The 20,032-nt window shown below is 59.8% G+C and carries 18 protein-coding genes and 2 pseudogenes; 9 read left to right on the forward strand and 11 right to left on the reverse strand.

Annotated features, from left to right (window positions below; genetic code table 11):
• Window positions 1-1,334 precede the first annotated feature (1,334 nt).
• Complete coding sequence (locus tag SB822_RS28980) at window positions 1,335-1,718, reverse strand: hypothetical protein (RefSeq protein ID WP_410856198.1); 384 nt, start codon at window positions 1,716-1,718, stop codon at window positions 1,335-1,337.
• 252 nt (window positions 1,719-1,970) lie between these two features.
• Here SB822_RS28980 and SB822_RS28985 point away from each other — a divergent pair, with 252 nt between their 5' ends.
• From SB822_RS28985 to SB822_RS28995, 3 genes are all read left to right on the forward strand, one after another.
• Complete coding sequence (locus tag SB822_RS28985; protein WP_091786961.1) at window positions 1,971-2,411, forward strand: Hsp20/alpha crystallin family protein; 441 nt, start codon at window positions 1,971-1,973, stop codon at window positions 2,409-2,411.
• Between the two features lie 12 nt (window positions 2,412-2,423).
• Complete coding sequence (locus SB822_RS28990; protein WP_091786958.1) at window positions 2,424-2,831, forward strand: Hsp20/alpha crystallin family protein; 408 nt, start codon at window positions 2,424-2,426, stop codon at window positions 2,829-2,831.
• Window positions 2,832-3,069: 238 nt separating this feature from the next.
• The gene (locus SB822_RS28995; RefSeq protein ID WP_410856199.1) at window positions 3,070-4,494 is read left to right on the forward strand and encodes an ATP-binding protein; all 1,425 of its coding nucleotides are present in this window, start codon (window positions 3,070-3,072) and stop codon (window positions 4,492-4,494) included.
• A gap of 160 nt (window positions 4,495-4,654) precedes the next feature.
• Here SB822_RS28995 and SB822_RS29000 read toward each other — a convergent pair whose 3' ends face one another.
• The gene (locus SB822_RS29000) at window positions 4,655-4,837 is read right to left on the reverse strand and encodes a DUF2934 domain-containing protein (protein ID WP_410856200.1); all 183 of its coding nucleotides are present in this window, start codon (window positions 4,835-4,837) and stop codon (window positions 4,655-4,657) included.
• Between the two features lie 426 nt (window positions 4,838-5,263).
• Between SB822_RS29000 and SB822_RS29005 the strand changes: the two genes are divergently transcribed.
• From SB822_RS29005 to xylB, 3 genes are all read left to right on the forward strand, one after another.
• Window positions 5,264-5,479, forward strand: a complete 216-nt coding sequence (locus SB822_RS29005; protein ID WP_410856201.1) for a hypothetical protein — start codon at window positions 5,264-5,266, stop codon at window positions 5,477-5,479.
• 287 nt (window positions 5,480-5,766) lie between these two features.
• Window positions 5,767-6,495, forward strand: coding sequence for an SDR family oxidoreductase (locus tag SB822_RS29010; RefSeq protein ID WP_410856202.1), 729 nt, complete (start codon window positions 5,767-5,769; stop codon window positions 6,493-6,495).
• 34 nt (window positions 6,496-6,529) lie between these two features.
• Window positions 6,530-7,993 carry a xylulokinase gene (gene xylB, locus SB822_RS29015; RefSeq protein WP_410856203.1) on the forward strand — a complete coding sequence of 488 codons (1,464 nt, stop codon included), beginning with the start codon at window positions 6,530-6,532 and terminating at the stop codon, window positions 7,991-7,993.
• A gap of 283 nt (window positions 7,994-8,276) precedes the next feature.
• Here xylB and SB822_RS29020 read toward each other — a convergent pair whose 3' ends face one another.
• Window positions 8,277-8,732, reverse strand: coding sequence for a hypothetical protein (locus tag SB822_RS29020; RefSeq protein WP_410856204.1), 456 nt, complete (start codon window positions 8,730-8,732; stop codon window positions 8,277-8,279).
• 408 nt (window positions 8,733-9,140) lie between these two features.
• Window positions 9,141-9,554: a response regulator gene (locus SB822_RS29025; RefSeq protein ID WP_410856205.1), complete on the reverse strand. Its 414-nt coding sequence runs from the start codon at window positions 9,552-9,554 to the stop codon at window positions 9,141-9,143.
• A gap of 463 nt (window positions 9,555-10,017) precedes the next feature.
• On the opposite strand from SB822_RS29025, the gene SB822_RS29030 reads away from it, so the two are divergent.
• The gene (locus SB822_RS29030; protein WP_410856217.1) at window positions 10,018-11,601 is read left to right on the forward strand and encodes a diguanylate cyclase domain-containing protein; all 1,584 of its coding nucleotides are present in this window, start codon (window positions 10,018-10,020) and stop codon (window positions 11,599-11,601) included.
• Window positions 11,602-11,787: 186 nt separating this feature from the next.
• Here the strand turns inward: SB822_RS29030 and SB822_RS29035 are convergent.
• A pseudogene (locus tag SB822_RS29035) lies at window positions 11,788-13,371 on the reverse strand (IS3 family transposase).
• A 491-nt stretch (window positions 13,372-13,862) separates the two neighbouring features.
• Here SB822_RS29035 and SB822_RS29040 point away from each other — a divergent pair.
• Window positions 13,863-14,420 carry a helix-turn-helix domain-containing protein gene (locus SB822_RS29040; RefSeq protein ID WP_410856206.1) on the forward strand — a complete coding sequence of 186 codons (558 nt, stop codon included), beginning with the start codon at window positions 13,863-13,865 and terminating at the stop codon, window positions 14,418-14,420.
• 20 nt (window positions 14,421-14,440) lie between these two features.
• Here SB822_RS29040 and SB822_RS29045 read toward each other — a convergent pair whose 3' ends face one another.
• From SB822_RS29045 to SB822_RS29060, 4 genes are all read right to left on the reverse strand, one after another.
• Entirely contained in the window at window positions 14,441-14,665 is a 225-nt protein-coding gene (locus SB822_RS29045; RefSeq protein ID WP_079499324.1) for a hypothetical protein, read from the reverse strand.
• A 98-nt stretch (window positions 14,666-14,763) separates the two neighbouring features.
• Window positions 14,764-15,036: a DUF1488 family protein gene (locus tag SB822_RS29050; RefSeq protein WP_410856207.1), complete on the reverse strand. Its 273-nt coding sequence runs from the start codon at window positions 15,034-15,036 to the stop codon at window positions 14,764-14,766.
• 473 nt (window positions 15,037-15,509) lie between these two features.
• Complete coding sequence (locus SB822_RS29055) at window positions 15,510-17,450, reverse strand: diguanylate cyclase domain-containing protein (protein ID WP_410856208.1); 1,941 nt, start codon at window positions 17,448-17,450, stop codon at window positions 15,510-15,512.
• Window positions 17,451-17,868: 418 nt separating this feature from the next.
• On the reverse strand, window positions 17,869-18,051 hold the full coding sequence (locus SB822_RS29060) for an ATP-binding protein (RefSeq protein ID WP_410856209.1): 183 nt from the start codon (window positions 18,049-18,051) through the stop codon (window positions 17,869-17,871).
• 73 nt (window positions 18,052-18,124) lie between these two features.
• Between SB822_RS29060 and SB822_RS29065 the strand changes: the two are divergent.
• A pseudogene (locus SB822_RS29065) lies at window positions 18,125-18,627 on the forward strand (phasin family protein).
• A gap of 176 nt (window positions 18,628-18,803) precedes the next feature.
• Here the strand turns inward: SB822_RS29065 and SB822_RS29070 are convergent.
• Together SB822_RS29070 and SB822_RS29075 are read right to left on the reverse strand one after the other, a co-directional pair.
• Window positions 18,804-19,007: a cold-shock protein gene (locus SB822_RS29070; RefSeq protein WP_410856210.1), complete on the reverse strand. Its 204-nt coding sequence runs from the start codon at window positions 19,005-19,007 to the stop codon at window positions 18,804-18,806.
• A gap of 593 nt (window positions 19,008-19,600) precedes the next feature.
• Window positions 19,601-20,032: transposase (locus tag SB822_RS29075; RefSeq protein WP_410856211.1), on the reverse strand; the 432-nt coding region annotated here is incomplete at its 5' end.

Consider the following 20,032-nt stretch of genomic DNA (forward strand, 5'->3'; position numbering starts at 1 on the left):
CCCTCGAGGGCCGACGGCGGGCTCACCATGCGTCTTCTTCACGGTGGGCAGTGCAGAAGACCTGCCGTTCGCTGACGGGAGCTCAGCGCGAAAGCGCTCAAGGTAATCTGCTCGGAAGACCGCTGCTGCCGCCCGATGCCACATCGGTTGCTCGCGGCGCCGCACTCGCGCCCACTTCGGGCTTGCGCCGCCCCCGTCACAGCCTCCGCTCACGGCACCTTGGGCAATGGGTTCCGGACGCATGACCACGCTTTCCCGGGCCGTCGGCTCGTTGCGGGCGACGACGAAGACGGCGGGGGCGGGTTGCGGTTGACGGCGACATGGGGAACACCGGCAGCTGTGAAGATGTAGCGCCCAGCGACAGGCGGCACAGGCTAAACACGGTCCGCTCATACGAAGCTATGCGACGTTGTCGACCAGACCGTAGCACTGAGTTCCACCAGCATCTAAAATTTATCGTCGCGAACGATATAAGGGCGATTCGCTACAGATGTCTTTAACCTCTTCTTCTGAACGAGGACTTCGTTTAGGCATCAAAGCCATCAGATGGATGGGACTCTTTCTCCGGAAGGGCGTGGCCCTTCAGCCGGCAAGGAGAAAGGTTTTTTGTACAAGCGGCGTCCCGTCCTCACGACGTAGACGCCATATACATCAAGTCGCCATGCACGCGCGAGACGCGTAACCGCCTTGAGCAAGAGCCTCTTCAATCAAACTGAAGAGGGAGCGCTGCAATGGGTCAGCAAGTGAAGTTCTCCATAGACATAAGTGAGCCCTGGCTCAGTGCCAGATTGGCGGTGCGACTCCAGGTTCGCAGTCCAGCACCCTGACAGGACGGCCAAAGAACGACCGGGATTGCCAGAGGATGGGCAAACAGGGGCGCCCGCCGCAAAGGCGGGTACCCAGGAACTCGCTTCAGTAGCGCATTTGTACGTCAGCCGCCGGTGTGGGTGTCGTCGTCGCGTCTATGCCGCGACAGCTTGTCCATCGCGTGTGCTTTTTTCGCCTGCCACGTATCTCGCAGGTGATTTTTGGCCGATATAAAGGCCGACCCGGTTCTGTCTAAAACGCGCCGCAAACTAATGCTGCATCTTTGTCCGAGTGAAACATCGTTTTCTCCTTGTTCGAAAAGAAGAGAACGGACCTTCGCGCTCCAGTTACGTCGCAATGTGCACGAAGACTGGATAACACGCGGCACTGGTTGGGGTGAACCACCATCCCTGCCGTGGCGAACACGAATCTGTAAAACGACGTCAAAAGTCAATAACGAATAGCGCATATCGGCAGAACTCGGCATTCCGTCCTGAATAAGAACCGGCGCGGATTCATCCGATATTTCACTGTATCGGAGGCACCGCACCCAGTTTCTCCGCCAGCATCCGTTCGTACACACCGAAGTGCAGGTCGACCTCCTCCTGCGTGACGGCGTGGACAGAAATGTTGACCTGCTCCGGCAACAAGCCCATCACCGTGGCAATCGCGATTTCGAGCTGCGCCGCGCAAATCCGGTCTTCCGTCAGGGTCGTTCCGACGGTGATGTCGTACGCCTTGTCGTGCCGATACACGATTTCGACAATGCGCGCCCGCGCACTCATATTGTTGTCGACGGCGAGTCGCGTCACTTCCGCGACCTGCAGCATCAGTTCGGTCGGAAAGCCTTTGGTGGAGCGCAGCTTGATGCGGTGCCTGCCAAGCGTTCTCCAGTCCGTATCGAATTCCACGGTCGTCTCCCAGTGAACATTGGTGCGCGGACTGTATGGGCGCCAGCGTCGATTTTCAAGGCCAAAAAATCTGCTGCGCCGCCTCTTGAAATTTACTGCAGACGTCCTATCTTAAGCATCGCTCAGGCAGTCGTTCGCGGACACCCAGTTCGCGGGCGCTGCGTGTTTCAACCTTGATTGTCCGCGGCACGGGACAACCGGACTGAAGCGCGTATGCCGGTTTGTCTCCTCGCCGCAGAGGAGAAAGCGACCATGAGTGACCTTCACTTTGGGACCGACCTCTTCAGTGAACTGGACCGGCTGCAACGCCAGATGTCCAGCCTGTTCGGCGGCTTCCCGTCCAGCCTTCGTTCAAGCCAGTTCGGCACATTTCCTCATATCAACGTCGGCACGACCGACGACACGATAGAAATCGTCGCGTTTGCGCCCGGCGTCGAGCCCGCGAAGCTTGATATCTCCATCGATAAAGGTCTGCTCTCGATTGCCGGCGAGCGGACGACCCGCGAAGCACAGTTACCTGAGGGCACGCGGCAGTACGCGCAGGAGCGCTTCAATGGTTCGTTCCGGCGGGTCATCGAACTGCCCCAGCAGGCCGACCCCGACAAGGTGCAGGCGCGCTATGTCGACGGGTGCCTGCTGATTTCTGTGGGCAAACGCGAAACGTCCAGACCCCGTGCAATTACCGTTCAGTGACGAGGTGACATCATGAGCGACAACACGCAAATCGCCCAACGCGACCCGGACGCGGTGACGCGCGCGGAATCGGGTGACACACGTCGTCGCGCCGCGCTGACGCCGGCGGTCGATATCTTCGAAGACGCTCACGCGGTCACGCTGCTTGCCGACCTGCCTGGCGTATCGAAAGAGAAGCTGGACATCAACGTCCACGACGGCAGTCTGACCATCGAGGCGGAATCCATGGTGCCCGTGCCGCCGAACCTCGTGCTCTCACATGCGGAAGTGCGGGCGCCCTACTTCTCGCGCCGCTTCACCGTCAGCGAAGACTTCGATACCTCGCGGATTGAGGCATCCCTGAAGGATGGCGTCCTGAAGCTGACGATACCGCGTCGCGACGAGGCGAAGCCACGACGCATTGAGGTGCGTACAGGCTGACGCCAACTACCCGATGCATACGGTTGAACGGCGGAAAGGTATCCGCCGTTCCGCGGTCGACTGCGTCGTCGACGAACTTTCGAAGGCATGCACAAGCGGAACAAGGCGACCAACGGCACGGCGATGGGCACGGGGATGCAGTCCGTGAGGAACGACCCGTGCGACAGAAAGTGCTTAACACCGCCGACGTTGCAGGTCGCTCGTGAAAGCCTTGGACGTTTGCGCTGAGAGTGCAGAGATGAACCTGGAAGTAAATACTTCTCCGACCGACACGGGCATTCGTGCGGCGCACCGGGAAGCGCTGATTACCGCCGAACTCGCGACGCGGGCAAGCCGGCGCCCCAACCATGGAGCGGAGGCCAAAGTCCTGAGACGGCTCGCCCATGCGCTCGCTACCTCTGATGCAGCCATGCTTGACATGCTGACATCGGAGGCTGCCCGGCTTTGCAGGGCAGGCAGCGCAGGCATCAGCGTGCTCGAGTCGCCGCCGGACAAGCCGGTGAGTTTCCGGTGGGCGGCCCTCGCAGGCCACTGTGCACCACTTCTGAATACCTACCGCCCCTTTGATGACAGCGTATGCGGCGTGACGCTGGCAATGGGCAAGCCGGAACTGTTCAAGACACCGCAACGCTACTTTTCGTCGATAGAAGCCGTCTCGCCGCCAGTCGTCGAAGCCCTGCTCGTGCCCATCCCGGTTGGCGACGGGCCCTGGGGCGCAATCTGGGTAATGTCTCACAACGAAAACGCGCGCTTCGACGCAGAAGACCTGCGTTTGCTGACAAGCCTCGCCGACTTCACCGGTGCCGCGTTGCAGGTCACTCGTATGCAGGCGCTGGCGGAGAAACGGGCGATTGAAGCGGAGGAAGCCCAGGAAGCGCTCTGCCGGACCGAAGAGCGCACCTTCGAGTTTATTGCCACACTCAGTCACGAGCTCCGAAGCCCAATTGCGCCCGTGGTTTCGTCACTGGAAATTCTTGGTCGCCCAGGGAGCAGCGGTTCAGCGACGGCGCGCGCGCTCGAGATAGCGCAACGGCAGATAGGCCGGCTCCAGCGACTGATTGATGACCTTCTGGACGTATCGCGAATCCGGCACGGCAAGGTGGAAGTCAAGAAGGGCACATGCCAGCTGGCTGATATCGTGTGGGATGCCGTCCACGCGGTGCAGCCAGCGATGGAGGCGCGCAAGCACCGACTGACCGTGCAGTGTCCGTCCGAACCGGTCGCATTGCACGCCGACGCGGCTCGCCTTACCCAGGTTCTTGTGAACCTGCTCAGCAACTCCGCCCGGTATTCGCCCGACGGCAGCCACATTGAACTCGCCGCTGTTGTCGAACCGGCTTCCGACGACAACCGGACGACCGCGCGAGGTACTGTGAAATTCACCGTGACGGATGAGGGATACGGTATCCCTGCGGACAAGCTTCCCCATGTGTTCGGGATGTTCACGCAGCTCGGTTCGCGGGTATCGACAGCGGACTCAGGTCTCGGAATCGGACTCGCACTGGTCAAGTACCTGGTTGAGTGTCATGGCGGTCGCGTCTCCATTGCGAGCGGCGATGGCCGTACAGGGACCGAGGTGACGGTGGTGCTCCCGGTTCTCGAGCGGCTTCAGGTTGTGCCTCACTGGCAGCAAAGCCTGAATGACCCATTGTCTTCGGCATGAATCGCCGATTTCGACAGCGTGCAACGTCGATGCTGACGGGGAGGCTGGTTCGACGAAGAATCGTGTGCCCGTTCTATGCCTCAGAAAGAGCCACATAGCAATGGTCGCGAAACGGCGCGGCAGACGGGCCCTTCAGGATTCGCTCTATTTTGAGCGACACTCACGCCTTTGACTGTTCCTGTCCTGACATCTCCGCTTCCGTCGACGGAGCACCAGCATCAAGCCCTAACTGCTGTCTTGCTTTCTCCCAGTATTCCTCGGACCGGCCTCCCGGGCCCCCATCCCTTTCCCAAAGGTAAAAGGCAAGGGTCCGAATTTGCTCTTCCGTAACAGGGACATCCATTTAAACCTCCTGAGTCAGCGTGGCAGAGCATGCCAATAAACGGAGGCGCGAGAGAGTCCACGCGAAGCGAACCGGTATCGAAAGCCCCGGTTACGGCCACGATGCAAGCGCGAACAAACCGGCAACGCCAATCGAGTATGGAACCGCGCACGAGCGAAGAGAATGCCTGATGCGCTGGTTCTCGGCGGGGTCGCGGAATACGCCTTGCTGCTCTCGAATCACTGACGACACCACCGGAGACAGACATGGCCACAAAGCCGAAGGAACAGAAGCCAGCCAGTGAGATGTCCGAAGACGACATCGACAGGGCTGTCGATGCCACCTTCCCCGCCGGCGACGGGTGGAACCACCCGCATCAAGTCGGAAGACGGCGAAGAAACTGATGAAGATTCGCCCGAATAATGAAGGCGCAAGCAAGGAGGCACCATGGCAGACACTTTCAGACCCGGCGAAATCGTCAGGGCGTCGGGTATCTATTCGGTCGTTCTTGAAGGTGGCGACAACGAGGGCCGGACATTTGATGCCACATGCGTTGAGGGCGACCGCTTTCCGTCAACGCGCACTGGCGTCGGCGTGCACTATGAACTGAAGTACGAAGCACCCTACTCACACCAGCACCCCGAGTTGAACCCGCGCAAGTAACAGCTTTTACCTTAATCGCCAAGGGCTATGGGGTTTCTCCTCCCCTGACTTTGCTTGACAGAGTTGCCCCTGAGAACGAATATTTGCTCTTCGTGAGAGCAATTGACCATCTTTCCCCGCAGGGTCACGCGCCGCACATCGCGCCCCCGCGAAGATGGTCATAGGCTAGGCCAGAAATCCATGCTGCCGGCGGTCTGAATTGGGCGACCAACAGGACTGTCCGGGCACCAGCACCCAGGTACCGCCGCATGTGTCAGCGATGACCGACAACGATGAGGAACAGGAAAATGGAAGGACGACTGCAGGGCAAGGTCGCTATTGTCACCGGCGCTGCGTCAGGCATTGGGCTGGCCAGCACCGAGGCGCTTCTGTCGGCCGGTGCGCGCGTGGTGCTAGTGGACCGCGATGACGCTGCAGTGACGTCAATCTGCAATAAACACGGCGATGCGGCGATTCCGCTAGTCCTGGATTTGCTCGACTCGAAAGCTTGCTCGACGCTTGTACCCCGCGTGCTGGAAATCGCAGGGCAAATCGACATCCTGCATGCCAACGCCGGTATCTATGTCGGCGGCGAACTGGTAGACGCGGAAACGGCAGCGATTGACCGGATGCTGAATCTCAACATCAATGTCGTGATGAAAAACGTTCACGACGTTTTGCCCCACATGATAGCCCGGCGGACCGGCGATATCATCGTGACCAGTTCGCTGGCAGCTCATTTTCCGACGCCGTGGGAGCCGGTCTATGCGTCGTCCAAATGGGCGATTAACTGCTTTGTTCAGACCGTGCGGCGCCAGGTTTTCAAGCACGGAATCCGCGTCGGCTCCGTCTCACCCGGCCCGGTCATTAGCGCACTGCTCGCCGACTGGCCGGAGGAAAAACTGAAAGAGGCCAGGGAATCGGGGAGCCTGATAGAGGCCAGTGAGGTCGCGGAAGTCATCATGTTCATGTTGACGCGGCAACGCGGTTTGACCATTCGCGACGTGGTTCTGATGCCAACCAATTTCGACCTCTAGGCGATAAAGACAAGACTCATCTCGAGGTCGAATAATGTTCCTTGGCATTGACCTCGGCACGACCGAACTGAAGGTCCTCCTGCTGGCCAGCAATGGGCATGTCGTCGGGACCGCTCGTCATCCGTTGGAAATATCGAGGCCCAGGCACCGATGGTCAGAACAGGACCCAGAGGATTGGTGGCGAGCTACGCGGACTGCGCTATCGGCGCTGCGTAAGAACTATCCCGACGCTTTTGGGCACGTACAGGCCATTGGCCTTTCTGGTCAAATGCACGGTGCTGTTCTACTTGATGCCAATGACCGGCCGCTGCGCCCGGCGATATTGTGGAACGATATGCGCAGCGTCAGTGAATGCACTGAGCTCACGGCCCGCGCGCCAATGCTGCATGCAGTCGCTGGCAATTGTGCAATGCCAGGGCTCACGGCACCAAAGTTATTATGGGTCGCACGACACGAGCCCGAGCACTTCCGACAGCTGGCGTGTGTCCTGCTGCCGAAGGACTATCTACGTCTGCGTTTGACCGGTGTAAAGCTCACGGACCCGTCCGACGCGTCAGGAACCCTCTGGCTTGACGTCGGGCGTCGCGAGTGGTCCGACGAGCTCCTGGAAGCTTGTGACATGACGCGAATGCAGGTGCCCTCGATTGAAGAAGGGAGCCGGGCGGCCGGCATCGTTCGTCGCAGTGTCGCTGACGAGCTCGGGCTGCCCGCAAATGTCATTGTTGCGGCTGGCGGGGGCGATACCGCGACGAGTGCACTAGGGGTCGGCGCGGCTGAATCGGGGGATGGTTTTCTTTCTCTCGGTACATCGGGAGTGCTGTCCGTTGTCACCGGGCGGTTTCGGCCAAGCCCCCATCTGGGGGTACACGCGCTCTGCCATGCGATTCCGAACAGGTGGCACCGAACCAGCGTTGTGTTATCTGCGGCCAGCTGCGTTCGCTGGCTATGCAACCTCACTTCGGCGAATGAAGAATGTCTGTTAGGTGAGGTCGCGAGCGTCAGCGCGAGCCGCCGCGCAAAAGCCCCATTATTTCTGCCATATCTTTCGGGAGAACGAACACCCCATAATGACCCGTACGCCCAAGGTGTGTTTTGTGGACTGGTCGATTCGACCGACCGCGCCACGCTTGCCTATTCGGTTCTTGAGGGCGTCGCGTTCGCCTTGTCGGACGGCCTTGATGTCTTGCGTGCGGACGGCACACGTGAAACCTCGTTGAGCCTTATCGGTGGAGGCGCACGCAGCGAACTCTGGACACAGCTGATTGCTGACGCGTTTGGGGTACCGATACGCCGGCCGCCTGATTCACAGTCCATCGCCGCGCTCGGAGCCGCACGTCTCGGATGGTTGGCGGCTGACGGGGATTTCTCGGTCGTTGTCCGCACCCCGTCGCTATCGGAAGAATTCTTTCCTGACGACGAGCGGCATTCAATACTGCTGGAGCGGTTAGCGTCGTACCGCACCCTGTACAGGCAGTTGCGGCCGCTTTTCCCCACGTGACGCGTGGCCAATCTCCGGGCGGGCAATCGATGCCGCGGACTTCACACTCGTCACACAGACAAGCAGTCGAGAACAGCGCGAGTGCACAGCGTATTGCGGCGTTCAACTGCCCAATTACTGACATACCTTCACGGAAGGGCTTTCCACGCAAACACGTCAGGTGTGCTGCACAGGATGGTCAGCGGTATGTCCCAGCGCAATCATCTGGATGGCGGGTACCACTTCGGCATCGTGGAGGCGGCGGATTCACTTCGCGGCCTTTCACGCTTCGTAGCCGACGCGTTCAAGCGAGCCAGCACATATTCGCGAGGTGATTCAGACATACCTGATACACGGTCCGCACGAAGGGCGCACCAAATTCCAGGCGTGGCCGCTCCGAAAACATTGCCAATGCGGATTGAACATCAATTTCAATCGGGAAAGACATGTCAACTCTCTCCGCTACCCGCTGGGCCCAGCTCGATATGGATACGCGTTGCAGCGAGTCGGCGCGGTCACCATGCGTCACAAGCCAGAGTCTCGAAAGGTCGACCTGATGTTCGATGGCAAGCCACTCGCCGGTAGCGGATTTTGCGAGCAGTTGCGACGCAACGAGATAGGTCAGCAGCTCGGTTTGCGCGCGCAGGTCAAGGTTTGGCGGACTGGTCATGACGTCCATCCTACCTGGACTCGATGCGTGCGAGTAGTCAGCAAGCAATTTCATGCGGATGGCATAGCGCGGCATTTCCTGCTCACGCAACGGGAGTTCATGCACGTTGAATGAACAGAGTGTCAGGGCACCAATAGCATCTCGCTCAGCGATTCCGCAACGGTCCGTCGGTGTCGCCGCGTAGTGGTTGCTGCGGCCGGACCGGAAGCGCTCTTTTGCTGCGACTCTACGACTCTGGCCGCCACGTCAGGCCGCGGACATCGGCAGGTCGGTGACGCAACTGGACGGGCGGCCACTCGAGCAGTATTCCTAACGTCCATGTCTGCCCAGTTCGGGTCAGAAGAGCTGCCCCCCTCGGTCCAGCGAGATGGCGAAGTGCGTCGGCTCCGCCGGCACTTCCACCGCCGACCGTCCGCCAGGTCCAGGAACAGATGCGCGTTGCCCCGCCCGGCAGATTTCGGGAGTCGACGTGAACTGTTTGCAGTACTGCTGCATGCTTTACACGACCGCCGCCGACAGGTCATTTAACGGGCGTGTGCGTGCAGCGGACGCAGCCCGCGCGCCTCCAAAAGGATGGCAATCACGTCGAGCAGACGCGCTATCGGCGTCGGCTTCCTCAGCAGGACCATTCCACGGCGCCTCAACCGGATACGGTCCAGAAGCCGCTGTCAACACTACAATGGGTATCCCGGCCGTGGCAGGGTCGGCCCTCACCCGTCGGCACAGTTCAACGCCATCGACGCCGGGCATCATCCAGTCCGTCACGATGAGGTCGGGGCGCCCGAAAGCCGTGACCGCCACGGCGGCCTCGCCGTCCTCCGCGGTCAGTACATCGTACCCTTCGGCTTCCAGTATGACCCGCAATGGCCGGAGGATTTTCACGTCGTCATCAACCAGGAGAATCGTCGCCATTTGCGGGATGTCCGGACTGAAGGTTCAACCCGCAGTCACCAGCAAGCCTCATTCCCGAGAATTGAAATCGACGTGCGGCGCACGCGACACATCGGCGATATGTAGACGTCGCGTTTTCCTGATGAATTCAGCCTCGGTTATGGTTGCAATGCGCTGGTTGAAACAGCGCGGTCGGCGCCGTGGAAGATGGCAATTACAAATGGCCAACATTGTCGGCTCGTCCGGGACGCAGCGAACCCATCTTCAACTGCGCAACGAGCCCGTCGCCGAAGGCGACTAGCCCCGGGCAGACTTACCGCGCGTGGCAAAGCCGGCGAATGTCTCCGCTTTCGTTCGTGTGGCCTGGGGACAACACGGGCGCAAGCAACTATCAAGTCCGACACCTTTTTCACCGTATACACGGGAAGCAGCCGTCGTCCCCATAGCGGCCCGCATAGCAATGTTCAACACGCGTGGCTCCATCATGTCAGTCAGAGCTTCCATCCTTGATTCGCTTCTGGCGACGCCGACGTCGGAGCATGGCGGCGTCACGGCGTCCATCCGCTCGTCGCTGCTATCGTCACTGTTCGACGACCATCGCTCGCTCGCCATGTCAGGTGCCGCCAGCGCCTTTGTCGCGCTGGTGGCGTTCATCAGCCTGCACCGGGTATGGCCTGCGCTATGGCTCATCGCGGGCATGGGCGTTATCGCAGCCCGGATATACGTTGCGCAGACGTACGTTGCAGCCAACCGGTCGACCGCGATTCACCCGCTTCACGCGGCCACGCGCTACGCGCCGCTCGCCCTACTGACGTCGGCCCTGCTTGGCGCCGGCTCGATGGCGTGTGTGATGTCCGGCGACGCTGCGCTGAGCGCGCTTGCCATCATGGTGACCGCGGGCACGCTCGGCGGCGTCGCGTCGAGAAATGCGGGACTGCCGCGTCTCGCGGTTGCGCAGATTGGTCTGGGCGCCGCGCCCCTCGGACTGGGCGCGCTGTTCGCACCCAGCCACGCGTACTGGGTACTCGTGCCACCGCTGTTCGCCTATATCGCCGCGATGGCTTCCATCGTCCGGCGCCATTATGCGGGGCTCGTCGCCCTGATGACGGCGGAACAGGCAAATGCCGAAGTGGCGGCCCGGTTCGACGCCGCACTGGCACACATGCCGCACGGGCTGTGCACCATCGACGAGGCCGGCAAGGTGATTATCGCCAACCGGCGAACGGCGGAACTGTTCGGCGCAACCATCGAGATGCTGAGGCTCAACGTTCCGCTGCCAGAGTTTATCGGGCACGTGGGCCTCGCAAAGTTTGGAGAGACGCTCAGACGACAGCTGGTCGCGCGGTGTACGGAGTGGCTGTCCGCGAATCGGGGGCCGCTCGACATCGCGCTCGACGACGGGCGTCAGCTGGAGATGACCCGCAATCCCGTGCCTGACGGTAGCGCGGTCATCATCATCGAGGACGTCACGGAACGTCGTGCATCCGAAAAGCAGGTGCTGCACCTCGCGCGTCACGACCCGCTGACCGGTCTTGCCAACCGCCGCTATCTGCAGGAACAGATGGAGCAGTGGCTGTTGCGCGCAGGTGACGGAAGCCTGACGCTCGCCATGCTGTTTCTTGACCTGGACGGTTTCAAGGCGGTCAACGACGACCTTGGCCACGACGCGGGCGACGAGGTGCTGAGGGCCGTCGCACTTCGCCTGGAAAAGACGCTGCGGCACGGCGAAACCATCGCCCGGCTCGGTGGTGACGAATTTGCGATGATTGTTGAACATGCAACATCTGGCGCGTGCAAGGCCCTGGCCGGGCGCATCATCCAGCGCCTGTCCGAACCCTACCGCCTGTCTGGCGGTGCCACCGCGACGATTGGCGTAAGCATCGGCCTTGCATTCGCGGAAAGAGGCGAGTCATTAGAACAGCTGATGAAGCGGGCTGACCGTGCCCTGTACGAAGCCAAAGCCGCAGGCAGGGGTACGTTCCGCTTCTCGACCGTGGGCACGGCGGCGACCGCGGCTGCGGCCGACGGGGTGTGCGGGTCGTCAGAACACGACCTCGTCCTGCCCTGAGCACCGCTCCCTGGAATCCTGCCCGGATGAAGGGGTGGCAAACGACAGTCGCAAACGAAGCTCGCCAGGGCTCTGGTGAATGGGCGTCCTCCCCACCACATCAACGATGTCCCTGTTCTCCCGATGCTTAAGACACTCTTCACAGGCGGAAATTTTCAAGCTAGATGTCGCCTCAACGATTTAGATTCAGGCGGCTTTTTGCTCCTGTTGGTGGGGGCGTTGGATGAGTTCAGAGTTGTCGGTCTGGTCGGGATTCAAATGGACCGTGTGTACGCGCTTCCAGTTTCGCGTGGGGCCTTTCCATCGTAGCGGGTTGCGTTGCCTTGCCGCCTCATAGCTCATAGAGCGTCGCGCGGCAATCCAGAATCTGCTGGTCGAGGTTGGCGTGCCGCTGGGCAGGCGTGACGAAACGGATCGCGCTGTGACGATGTTCGTGGTTGTACCAGCGCACCAACCCGGTGACCCAGGCGCGCGCGGCAAATAGAGTGTCGAACGCCTGCAGAGGATAGGCCGGCCGATACTTCAGTGTTTTGAACAACGATTCCGAGAACGGGTTGTCGTTGCTCACGCCCGGTCGACTCAATGACGGCATGACACCGAGAGCCTGCAGAGTGGCGAGCATGGTGGCGCCCTTCATTGGGCCGCCGTTATCCGAATGCAGAATCACCTGGCCCGGTTTGATCGCTTCACGCGCACATAGATCCTTCAGGAGCTCGCTGGCCTGGGCGCTGCACTCTTCGGCGTAGACCTGCCAGCCGACGACCATCCTGCTGAACACGTCCATGAACAGATAGAGATAGAAATACTGCCCGCGGACTGTCGTCGGCAGATAAGTAATATCCCAGCTGAACAACTGATTGGGCCCGTCGGCACATACTGCGCGAGGCTTGCTGCGAGCGCGGGCTGGTCGTTCACTGCGCCGATGAGCAAGCTGATTCTCTTCACGCAACACCCGGTAGAACGTCGATTCTGAGGCGATGTAGCGACCCTGGTCGGCCAGGCGAGGGACGATCTGGCTTGGTGGCAAATGACCGAATTCGACAGAGTTGGCCACCGCCAGCAGTTCAGCGCGCTCCTCGATCGACAGCTTATGGACAGCATCATGATGGCGTAAGGTGCGCCCATCCACTGCTTCAGGACCGCCGCCTTGCCAGCGCTGCACGGTGCGCGCGCTTAGTCCGAGCACAGCACATGCGCGTGCCTGACGAGCCCCGGCTGTCGTCGCCTCATCGACCAGCTCCCGCAATGTGGCGCGCTCTTCGGGGGAGCTCATTCGTCCTCGTCCCCGAACAGCGCCTGATACTTTTTTGAAAGTACCAGCAACGCGGCCGCCTCCGCTAACGCCTTTTCCTTGCGTTTCAGTTCGCGCTGCAATTGCGCATTGGCCTGTTTCAGCTCGCGCAGCTCTGGAGCGTTTGCACGTGCGCTGCTCGCGGTGCCGGCCGAGCAGAACTGGGCACGCCACTGGTCCAGGTGATGGGCAAACAGACCGCGTTCACGGCACCACGCGTTCAGTGCCTCGTCGCTCAGCCCATGGCTCTGCTGCAAGGCCAGCAGGCGCTCTTCTAAAGACCAGTCTTCCGGGCGCCGTGCATCGACTGGCCCCGGGTTGCGGTTTGCAGCGTTAGACACGCGGATCCACTTCCTCAAGGTTAATACGTTCATGTTCAGTTCCGAGGCAACCGTTTCTACGGACCGGTTGCCTCGTTGCAGGACCTTTGCCAGCGCCTGCTCCCTGAATTCAACAGAATACGTCTGTTTGGTCTTCAACCTGCACCTCTGAGTTCTTCAAATTAAGAAATTCAGAGGCGACATCTAGTGTGACGCAGGGGGCAGGCATTTCTACGCCATGCCCTGTCGCTAATCACCGCAACGTATGCCCCGTGTCTCAACAGAGTCTTTCTCTGAGAAAAAGAGTTCTTTCATTCATGGATTGTAGCGAGAGCCTTGAGCTTGGGGCGAAGCTCCCCTTAGCCCGGCCGATGGCCAGGAAGGCGAGCTTAATCCCAAATGTGTCGACCTGGACTGCGGAGCCAGCCTCTCACAAGGAGCACTGTGGTCGGCGCATTCGCCACAGCACAGCCAGACTATCCGGGACAACGCGCGTCCCGCTGCTCCCCCTCTAGCTGTCACTCCCAGGGTGCGCCCATGAGCTTCCCGCCTGGCGCCAAGGTCGGGCGCGGGGTATTGAGCCCTCTCCTCCGACTCAAGGAATAGATAGGCCGTTTATATCGTCGATTCGGCCGGCGCAGTCATCATGATTGAAACGCGAAATCTTGCAGGGGCAGGTCCTCGACCGCGCTGCAATCAATGAGTCGTGCGCAGCTATCAGCACTGACAGCTTTGCCGGCGGCATCAAACAACCATATACTGCCCTTTCCTTCGTTTGTATTCAGGCAATGCGCACACCGAGTCATGAACTTCCCAGTACGCGTCGCCGTATGGCGGCCGGTGTGTTGCTGATGGACGGCGTCCCGCCGGAAGAAGTCGCCAGGCGACTCGGCATCAGCATGGAGACGCTCCGCAAATATCAGAAACTCATCGCCCAAGGTGGTCTTGATGCGTTGAGTAAGGTCGGCGCTGCAGGCCGCCCAACCGTGCTGGACGATGCCGCATACAGCTGGATTGCGGCAGCACTCAAGCATTCAGCGAGACTGCAGGGTTACGACAGCGAGGAATGGACCCACACCCGGCTGCGAGAAGCCATTCGCCGACGCTTTGGCGTGGCGTACTCACCGAGACATATCTGGAAAATCGCTGAAAGCCTTGGTCTGACCTGGCGGCTGTCCGGACATGCCCAGCACAAGAGCGGGCGATGACAGTCAACCGGCAGAAATCATCAGGGCCGATTCTGCGCGAGCAGGCGGTCGAATTCCTCACGCGCGTCTCGCAGGTCCTGCATCGCGGCTGCAAACCTCGCGAGTTCGAGCGGAGACGGTTGCGCGCCCCCGTCGACGCCAAAATGTCGTTCCAGCGCAGAGGATGCCGCCTGCACTTCACGTGCAGCATCAGCAATACGTTCAAGCGCGAGCCCTTCCGGGGAAGCAGTGATTGCTTTCGTCATCTCATCAACGCCACTACCAGCGCGAAGGGGCATGGCCAACCCGGTCTTACAGCGGCCATGTTGCCCCCACAGCGACGGCAGTCGGGGCCGCACACGCCTTATGCCCGCGGACCGAAGTCATCGGCGCTCAGCACAATTTGCGCGCCGGGTCGCGCCCGGACCTTGCGTTCCGCCACCGCCATGATGCGTCTGCAACCATCGGAAAAGGCTTTGAGCATCCGCGCCTCTGTTGCACCGGATTGCAGCCAGAAATGCTGTTCAAGCGCTTCACGCGTGACCACACACGCGATACTGCGGCCGCCCAATGACAGCACAAAAACGACGCTGCGACCGTCCGTCGCGACGCTGGGTTCAAGGTCAAGGGCTTCCACGATACACGCTCGCCAAGGATGTTCGATGCACTGCCTTCTATCGTACGGGCGACACCACGAAAATCTCAAGGAGAATGTAAGCAGGTCGCGTCGCGTGTACCCAACGCAGCCGTTGCCGCTTCCAACGTTTCGCTGAGGGGTCGTGAGGGGGTTGAATGTGTCCTCGGCGTTTCGCCGGGCCCTGGCCCATACCCTACTGTCCTTTGGCCCAGGCGTCGAAGCCTGCCCGCTACCTTGTCATCCTCACGACATTCGTTGGCTCGGGTCCCGGCGACGCACCGAAGCGATAAGTCGAACGGCCGCCGCGCTTGGCCACATACATGGCCGCGTCCGCGACGTCGAGCAGGTCCTCAACCGTATTCACGCTGCGAGCGAACTGGAGTCGAACATACGAAAGGCTGGCTAGCTGCCTGGTAGATAACGGTGAATGTCCGCGCGCCTAATAAAGCAGTTCCTGACGCGGCGCTTTACCTTCAGAGCGGCCTACGAGCAACCGAGGCCACTGTACTTGACGCCGCTGATTCGCTCCCGGCTATCGCGTCTTGCACTCTACCCACACGGTTCCGCCCCATCCGCTTTGCCATGTATAAAGCTGAGTCCGCCAGTTCGAACAGCTCGGCTGCGTCCGATGGACGGCGCATTTCTCCCTGCGCCACGCCGATACTAAGAGTAACGACACCCAGAGGGCTACCTCGGTGGCCCAAGCCCAATGACTCGACTGCGGCCCTGATGAGCTCTGCCGTCGCCGCCGCTTCCGTCTGTTCACAGTTCTCAAGCACGATAACGAATTCCTCCCCGCCATAGCGGGCGAGCAAATCGCGCTTCCGAAGCGTCGTCGCAATGCACTGACCGACGGCCTTGAGACACTCGTCACCAGCCTGGTGACCATATTCGTCGTTGAAGTTTTTGAAGTAGTCGATGTCTGCGAACAGAACGGCAACCGGTCGAGCGGACGTTACGTGCGCAGGTGAGCTCAATAACTCTTCCACCTTGCTATCAAGGTAGCGACGATTAGGCAAGCCCGTGAGGCTGTCGATAAACGCCATGTCTCGAAGGTGCCGCTCCTCGGTCAGTCGCGTTTGCTCCGCAACAACTGCGGCGTCAACATCCCGGACTGCGAACGCGAGGGCCATGGGGCCACCTGGTATGCTGGAAGGCATTGCACTGACAAAGCTGCGCACCCAGATGTGCGTCTCGTCTGCTCGACGAAATCGGTACTGCGCCGATTCCTCTATGCCGATGTTCCACGCCTGTGCGAGTACCGCAGCGAGTTCGCTCCGGTCGTCCGGATGAACCAGGTCAAGCACCGACCGTCCCAGTAGCATGTCCGGTTCGTAACCGAGAACCACGCTCGCCCGCGGTGAAACATACTGGAACGTTCCGTCCGCGGATAGCTCCATCAAAACCTCTTCGGACCGTTCGGCAAGGTGTCGGAAGCGGCGCTGGCCATCAGCCAGCGCGGATAGCAGTGCGTTGCGCTGCGTCTGCAAAATCGTGATTGGCAGCACAATCGACAGGGCGGCGACAGTGAACAGCTGCAATGCAAGGATGCGGTCCTGCATCGTGGCGAACGGGAAAAGCCAAAGCGGACCTGTTCCGTGTATCGTGAGCGGGACCGAGATGGTGATGAATATCAGCGTGCCAAGAAGCACTGTCGACAATTCAGCCCTGAACGCGAGGAGCGCCAAGGGCGGAAGCATCCAGTACAGGTCATCGTACGTGGTCTTCGAAAAGATGACCGTCGCAACGATTCCTATCAACGCCAAAAGCGATGCCGACTTGATGCGGTTGCCCGGTTGAAGCAGAGTCCTCCACTCCCCCGAAAGCATGACGAGCGTCACTGGCGTAAATATCAGGAAGCCCAAAGCGTCGGATATCACCCAATTCGAAAACGATGAAAACGGGTGAGTGGTAAAAATCCCTTGAAGCAGGATAACGGCAACCACGCCAGAAAGCATCGATGCAACTATGCAGGGACCCACTACAAACCGGACAAATACTTTAGGCTGCAGGAGCCCTTTGGCCGATTTCACACCCGGCAGCATAAATGCCGCGGCGCATGTTTCCACCATTCCTGCCGTGGTAAACGAGAACGCGACGTAGAACGTCTCATCGCCCATCAAGTTTCCAAGCACGAGCCCGATGGCTGCACCGACAAGGAAAACAGGCTTGTAACGTCGCCGGAGCCACATCATGTGGCCAAGGAGATAGCCGTCGACAATCCATATGGCAACAAGCTCACCCGCCATTGTCTTCAACTGCCCACTGATGACAAGAAGCACGAAGGCGGCTACCAGGCCAACGAAACCGATGCGTGCAAATCGCCAGAATTCGTTGCGCGAAATCAGACGCCGCATCGCGTCAACCTCCAGATTCAACCTGACGGTACGAGCTTTCCTGACGAGTTGCTTCACCTCTACCTCCGCCATCTGCGCTGCCTTCTATCTTTTAGTTACTTTTTGGTCTCTCGGAAGAACGGTATATCGACCTCAGACGCCAAAACTTGAACTCGCGATTGAACGAACCGATGTGGGTTGTGGCCATGCTTATGCCGCTACTTGCTGTCACGTCAGGAACATGCTGTCCTGCGGTAAGCGGGGGCGGACAAGTGTCCGCGAAGGTCAGAAACGTTGTCAGGCCGTTCGCAGCGACCACAATATCCGTCGAAGCAGAGGCTTGACCTCTTCCTCGCATAGCACGTAGTACGCAATCGCGGCTCCGCACGCGCTCATCAGATGCAGCGTGAAACTGTCAATCTGCGGGCGGCACTATCACCTCGGGTCCCCATTTTCGACGGTCGTCGCGACGCAACGTGCCAAACGTGTGCCCCGCTCAGACTACGGGCTTGAGCGCGATTGGGAAGCGAATCCTGAATGAGGTGCCGCGACCTTCTCGCGATTCGAACTCGATTTGCGCCCCCAGAACACGCGTAAGCTCCTTGACGATTGCCGAGCCTAGACCTGTACCCGGAATGTCGTCGCCCGCCGCACGGTACGTCGACATGGGCGCTTCCAAACGAGCCGCTTCATCAATTGGTCACCGTTGCCGAACATGCTGGGCGTTGGGCATACATCTTGAGGAGGCGAACATGGCTGATTTTCACGCACAGGCCGCTGCGGCCCAGCAAGCTAATCTTGACTTCTTCTTTGGCCTAGCCGGCAGAGTGCTGGAGGGCGAGGAAAAGCTCGTCAGATTGAATCAGTTACCGGTCTGCGAGACCCGCTAGCGCTGCACTCGGCGGAGAGGGTCCTGACGTACGAACGTCAGGTTGCCGAGATTGCGTCGACCACGCAAGCGCAGCTGGCAGAGGTCGTCAATGCCCGGTATCAGGAGGTCAGCCGCCAGGTTCAATCCTCCGCCGAGAATCTCGCGCAAAACGCCCCGGTCGGCTCGGAAGCCGCAATCGCATTTCTGAAACAGGCTATCACGCTGGCCAACGCCATTCAGGAAAGCGTGCAAAAGGCGACGAGGCAGGCAGTCGAAGTCGCGCAAACAAACCTGGACGCCGCAACGAAGGCCGCATCAGAGGTGACCGAGGCAGCTGACCAGGCAGTCGAGAATGCGACGAAGTCGAAGGCGGCGAAGCAATAATCTGAAGGAGCGTCGAACCCGACGTCGTCGCACGGCGCAGCCAGCTTACCCCGTCTGTTACCCGGCTCACGTACGAGACCAGCACACCCGGGAGGACCGTGTCACGGCGCGTAGTTGAAAAGGAATGGTCCGCCTCGGCGGACCATTCTTTTACATGCAGCGAGTGCGCTAACGTATCAGATTGGCTGAATGTTGGCCGCCTGCTTGCCCTTCGGACCTTGCTTGACCTCGAAGCTCACCTTTTGCCCTTCCTGAAGAGACTTGAAGCCCTCCGCCTTCACTTCCGAAAAATGAGCAAACAGGTCATCGCCGCCATCGTCCGGCGTAATGAAACCAAAACCCTTTGCGTCGTTAAACCACTTCACGGTACCCGTTGCCATCTTCCTGGCCCTCTTCAAAGATTGGTGTGTTGTAAAGGGCGACGGTAAGCCGCCGCACCCATCCGTCTTTTAACAGAGGAGAATGCTCTGAACAATTAGCGTTTCCGACATGTGGTATGACACCAAACCGCAGCTGTGAAGCCTGGCTTTTAGCGCCTGGATTGCATGAATCGTCCCGGGAACGCCTCGCATGTTAGTTATCCTGTTCATTGCATGGACGCGAGCCATACAAAACCTCTGTTCCGGGTTTTGGCGAAGGACGGAACACAGTCCGTGATGGAGGTCGACATATGCCAACCACGCAAGAACGCAAGAACACTCCCTTTCGCAGGTGTGCAGACTGAAGGTTCGCGTCGCGGACGAGCCGGTGCACGTTACCGCTGAAGATGCGAATGCGGTCGAAGCGTCGAGGCAGCGTCCTTCGCTGAGAGGATGCACCCGACGAGAGAAACGGTCGGCCCTCGCCCCAGCCACGCTCCACGTCCTGATGCACTGCGGTCCGACCCGGGAAGAAGCCGCGAATACGTGGATGAACTGGGATAGCACGGGCGAAGTAAGCTTTTATCGAATTCCGATGCGGCTTGAATAAGTGTTCACGAAAAATTTACTTGGAATTTCGAACCATATCCGTTGAGCAGAATTTCCAGCTCCGCATCGATGGTTTCTTTCGTCCAGGTCGCGAATCGCCGCCAGTGGTACTTGAAGTGCTTCCATACGATCTCGATGAGATTCAGTTCGGGGCTATACGGCGGTAGATAAAACAGGAGTGCTTTGTGTTCGATGAACCAGCGGTCCAGTGTGACCTGATCGATCCCGTGATGAATGCTCGCGTTGTCGAGCACGATCACGATCGGTCTACCATCGCCCTGACAGATCAGGTCATTGAGAAAACCCTCAACGTGAGGCCCTTTGACGGTATGGCTGCTTGCTGCATGGACGAAACTGTTCTCAGCGAAGTTCAGTGCGCCCATCACATTGCGTCGACAATGGTGGTTGGGCTCAATGGCATGGGGCAGTCCACGTGG

The sequence above is a fragment of the Paraburkholderia sp. SIMBA_054 genome (assembly GCF_046534875.1).
In the GTDB taxonomy this organism is placed as follows: Bacteria; Pseudomonadota; Gammaproteobacteria; order Burkholderiales; family Burkholderiaceae; genus Paraburkholderia; species Paraburkholderia hospita.